Source organism: Achromobacter sp., from assembly GCF_036567245.1.
In the GTDB taxonomy this organism is placed as follows: Bacteria; Pseudomonadota; Gammaproteobacteria; order Burkholderiales; family Burkholderiaceae_B; genus Achromobacter.
In genome coordinates this window covers 1-3971 of the sequence record NZ_DATCUY010000243.1, presented here as the reverse complement: position 1 = coordinate 3971, position 3971 = coordinate 1, and the positions used below count along the sequence as shown (strand labels likewise).

Sequence of the window (3971 nt, the reverse complement as noted above, 5' to 3'; positions counted from 1 at the left end):
AGGCTGCGGCGGCATGGCGGGGGCGTCGGCAAACAGCCGCCATTCCGCGGGCGGGGCCAGCAGCCGGCCGCCCCACCTGGTGTTGCTGCGCAGCCATTGCGCCAGCCAGTGCAGGAAGTGGGCCAGCATGACGACCGGAATGCCGAGCAGCCACAGGACGTTGGGCGGCCAGATTTCCCATTCGAGGGCGCGCTTGTAGTCGTTCTGGTAGGTCAGCAGGTTGTCCAGCGCCATGGCGTGCATGAACACCCCGGGGATCGAGTCATGCACCGGCGACAGCACCGTGTCGTTGAAGCCGCTCAGCGCGGCGCCGATCATGACGTAGCGGCCCGTGAGCATGTCGGCTAGGCGTGTGCCGTCGGCATCGGGAGCGCGCAATTCCGACAGGGTCAGCGCGCGGGTGTAGGGGCAGATGGGCTGCGCCGCGTCCGGGTCGCCCAGCAGGCTGCGCACATAGGACGGCAGCATTTCCATATAGCCGCCGCGGGCCTGGCGGCAGTCCATGCTGAAGCGGCGCTGGTCCAGGTTGTCGACGCCCCAGGTCAAGGCCATGGCTTCGTTGGTGCGCGCGATCGATACGCCCGCCGCGTCCTGGGCGATGGCCAGCGCCGCGCTGCGCGCGTTTTCGCCAGACCAGAGGGGATAGCTCCATACCAGCCGGTCCACCTTGCTGGGGGTGTAGCGCACGTCGACCATGGTGAAGCAGGGTGGCTCGCCAGCGGGCGCTTGCAGGCCCGAGCGCAGACGCAGATTTCCCTGCGTGTCGGGCAGCGCGGCCAGGAATACCGGGATATTGGCATCGCGCAGCTCGCACAGGGCGGCCGCCAGTTCCGGCAGCGTCGGATCGTCGCGTTCGCGGCCGAAGGTGATGTCCAGGAAGATGGCCTTGGGCTTGTGGATCAGGCCGATATTGCGCAGCCAGCGCGCATGCGTCCTGTAGGGCACCGGCCAGGCGCCTTTTTGCTGATCCAGGGAATCGTCGTCTATCAGGACGACAGTGGTGTCATTGCGGTGGGCGGGGTCGTAGTGGCCGCCGACCAGGCGGGCCTGGAGCCGCGCCGCGGCGTAGGTGAACAGGTCGGAGCTTGGAGTCAGCCTGGGCGTCGCCCACAGCATCACGATCGCCACGATGGCGGCAACGATCAAGGAGCGGCCGTAGGAAAGCTCGACTTTTTCGGAGGAGGGAGTCGCGTCTGCCACGAAACGGGGGAAGGTGGGTTGCTACCGCCTTCCCGGCCGGGGCCGGCCGTAGGCGTGGAATACCTTCAATAGTACCCTAATTAATACAAATATTTACGTTAAGACAACAAATGGCATGCGGTATTTCCAGATGCTTCAATGCGCTATTTGCCGGGCATGCATGGGATGCTTTGATGCTTGGTACACTATCGGGTTTCTCCGCATGCGTCTTCGGACGCCCAAAGACTCAAGATACCGTGATCTCCACTGCCAATCTCACCATCCAGTTCGGCCCCAAACCCCTTTTCGAGAACGTCAGCGTCAAGTTCGGGGAAGGCAACCGCTACGGGCTGATCGGGGCCAACGGTTCCGGCAAGTCGACCTTCATGAAGATCATCGGCGGCGACCTGGAATCCTCGGGGGGCAACGTGTCGCTGGAGCCGGGCGTGCGCCTGGGCAAGCTGCGCCAGGACCAGTTCGCGTTTGAAGACCTGCGCGTGCTGGACGTGGTCATGATGGGCCACACCGAGATGTGGGCCGCCATGTCCGAGCGCGACGCCATCTACGCCAACCCGGAAGCGACCGAAGACGACTACATGCGCGCGGCCGACCTGGAAGCCAAGTTCGCCGAGTACGACGGCTACACCGCCGAAGCCCGCGCCGGCGAACTGCTGCTGGGCCTGGAAATCGCCGTCGACCAGCACAACCTGCCCATGCGCGAAGTGGCGCCGGGCTGGAAGCTGCGCGTGCTGCTGGCGCAGGCCCTGTTCTCGAATCCCGACGTCCTGCTGCTGGACGAGCCCACCAACAACCTGGACATCAACACCATCCGCTGGTTGGAAAACGTGCTCAACGGCTACCAGAGCACGATGATCATCATCAGCCACGACCGCCACTTCCTGAACCAGGTGTGCACGCACATGGCGGACGTGGATTACGGCGAGATCCGCATCTACGCCGGCAACTACGACGACTACATGCTGGCGTCCACCCAGGCGCGCGAACGCCTGGTGTCCAACAACGCCAAGGCCAAGGAACGCGTCGCCGAACTGCAGGACTTCGTGCGCCGCTTCGCCGCCAACAAGTCCAAGTCGCGCCAGGCCACCTCGCGCCTGAAGCAGATCGACCGCATCAAGGCCGACCAGGTCGTGGTCAAGCCCTCGTCGCGCCAGAATCCGTACATCCGCTTCGAGCAAAGCAAGGTCATGCACCGCCTGGCCGTCACCGTCGAAAACCTGTCCAAGGCCTACGACGCGCCGGTCATCCGCAAGTTCTCGGCCATGGTCGACGCGGGCGAGAAGATCGCCATCATCGGCGCCAACGGCGTCGGCAAGACCACGCTGCTGCGCCTCTTGGCCACCGATCTGCAGCCGGACTCGGGCGCAGTGAAGTGGTCCGAAAACGCCGACCTGGGCTACATGGCCCAGGACGTGTCCGACCAGTTCCTGCAGACCGACATCAACCTGCTGGACTGGATGGGCGACCACCGCCAACCGGGCGACGACGACCAATCGATCCGTTCGGTGCTGGGCCGCCTGCTGTTCTCGGCGGACGACCTGCCCAAGGCGCCCAAGGTGCTGTCCGGCGGCGAAAAGAACCGCATGACCTTCGGCCGCCTGATGCTGGGCCGGCACAACGTCATGCTGCTCGACGAGCCCACCAACCACTTGGACATGGAATCGATCGAGTCGCTGCAGTTCGCGCTGGAAAAGTACGAAGGCACGCTGGTATTCGTGTCGCATGACCGCGAGTTCGTCTCCGGCCTGGCCACGCGCGTGATCGAAATCCTGCCCTCGGGCGAGATCGTCGACTACCGCGGCGGCTACGATGACTACCTGACCTCGCGCGGTATCGACGCCTGAGGACGCCGCGGGCCGCCAAGCGCGGCGGCCCCGGATTTGCCTTACATGCCGATGGTCATGCCGCCGTTGGCATAGAGGTGCTGCCCCGTCATGTACGAGGCGGCATCCGACAGCAGAAAACACACCGGCCATGCTACCTCTCCGGGCTGGCCGAAACGCCCCAGCGGGATTTGCGACAGATAGGTGTCGCGGAACTTGTCCCCGCGTATGGTTTCCGTCATGGGCGTTTCCACCACGCCGAAGCCGATGGTGTTGACCCGTATCCCGTACTTGCCCCATTCGCGCGCCGCGCTCATGGTCAGCCCCAGCACGCCGGACTTGGCCGCGGCGTAGTTGATCTGGCCTATGGTGCCGCGGCGGCCTGCGTCCGAGGTGATGTTGACGATCGATCCGCCGGGTTTGCCCGTTTCGCGCGCCGCCGCCAGCATATGGCGGCCGACGGCCTGCAGGAACTGGAAGGAACCGGTCAGGTGCACGTCTATCACCTTCTGCCAGGCTTCCTGGCTCATCTTTTCTATCATCGCGGTACGGGTGATGCCGGCGTTGTTCACCAGTCCGTCGACCGTGCCGAAACGCTCGGCCGCCTGCGCCACCGCCGCTTCGGCGAAGGCCGGGTCCGATACGTCGCCGGCCAGGGTCAGTAGCTGGCCTTGGGGCGCTTCGCGCTCAAAGGCGGCGAGCGCGTCGGCGTTCATGTCCACGGCCGTGACGCGTGCGCCCAATTGCATGGCCAGTTCGCTGATGGCGCGGCCTATGCCCTGGGCCGCGCCCGTCACGATGATGCTGCGTTGGTCGAGCAGGTAAGCAGTGTGATTCATGGTTTTCCTTGTGGGGTTCAGAGCGTTTCGGCGGCGCCCAGGATCAGCGTGGCCTGGCTGGAGAGCTCGCCGCCGTTGCCGTGCGCCAGCGCCAGGCGGGCGCCAGGCACTT

Annotated in this window: 3 protein-coding genes; 1 reads left to right on the top strand and 2 read right to left on the bottom strand. The window is 65.1% G+C overall.

Annotated elements, in window-relative coordinates; genetic code table 11:
* A partial coding sequence (locus VIR09_RS10860) for a CHASE2 domain-containing protein (protein WP_332012878.1) occupies positions 1-1200 on the bottom strand: 1200 nt, incomplete at its 3' end.
* Between the two features lie 236 nt (positions 1201-1436).
* Here VIR09_RS10860 and VIR09_RS10855 point away from each other — a divergent pair.
* Complete coding sequence (locus tag VIR09_RS10855; protein WP_332012877.1) at positions 1437-3041, top strand: ABC-F family ATPase; 1605 nt, start codon at positions 1437-1439, stop codon at positions 3039-3041.
* Between the two features lie 41 nt (positions 3042-3082).
* Here the strand turns inward: VIR09_RS10855 and VIR09_RS10850 are convergent, their stop codons facing one another.
* A complete protein-coding gene (locus VIR09_RS10850; protein WP_332012876.1) occupies positions 3083-3859 on the bottom strand; it encodes an SDR family NAD(P)-dependent oxidoreductase in 777 nt (258 codons plus the stop codon).
* Between the last annotated feature and the right edge of the window lie 112 nt (positions 3860-3971).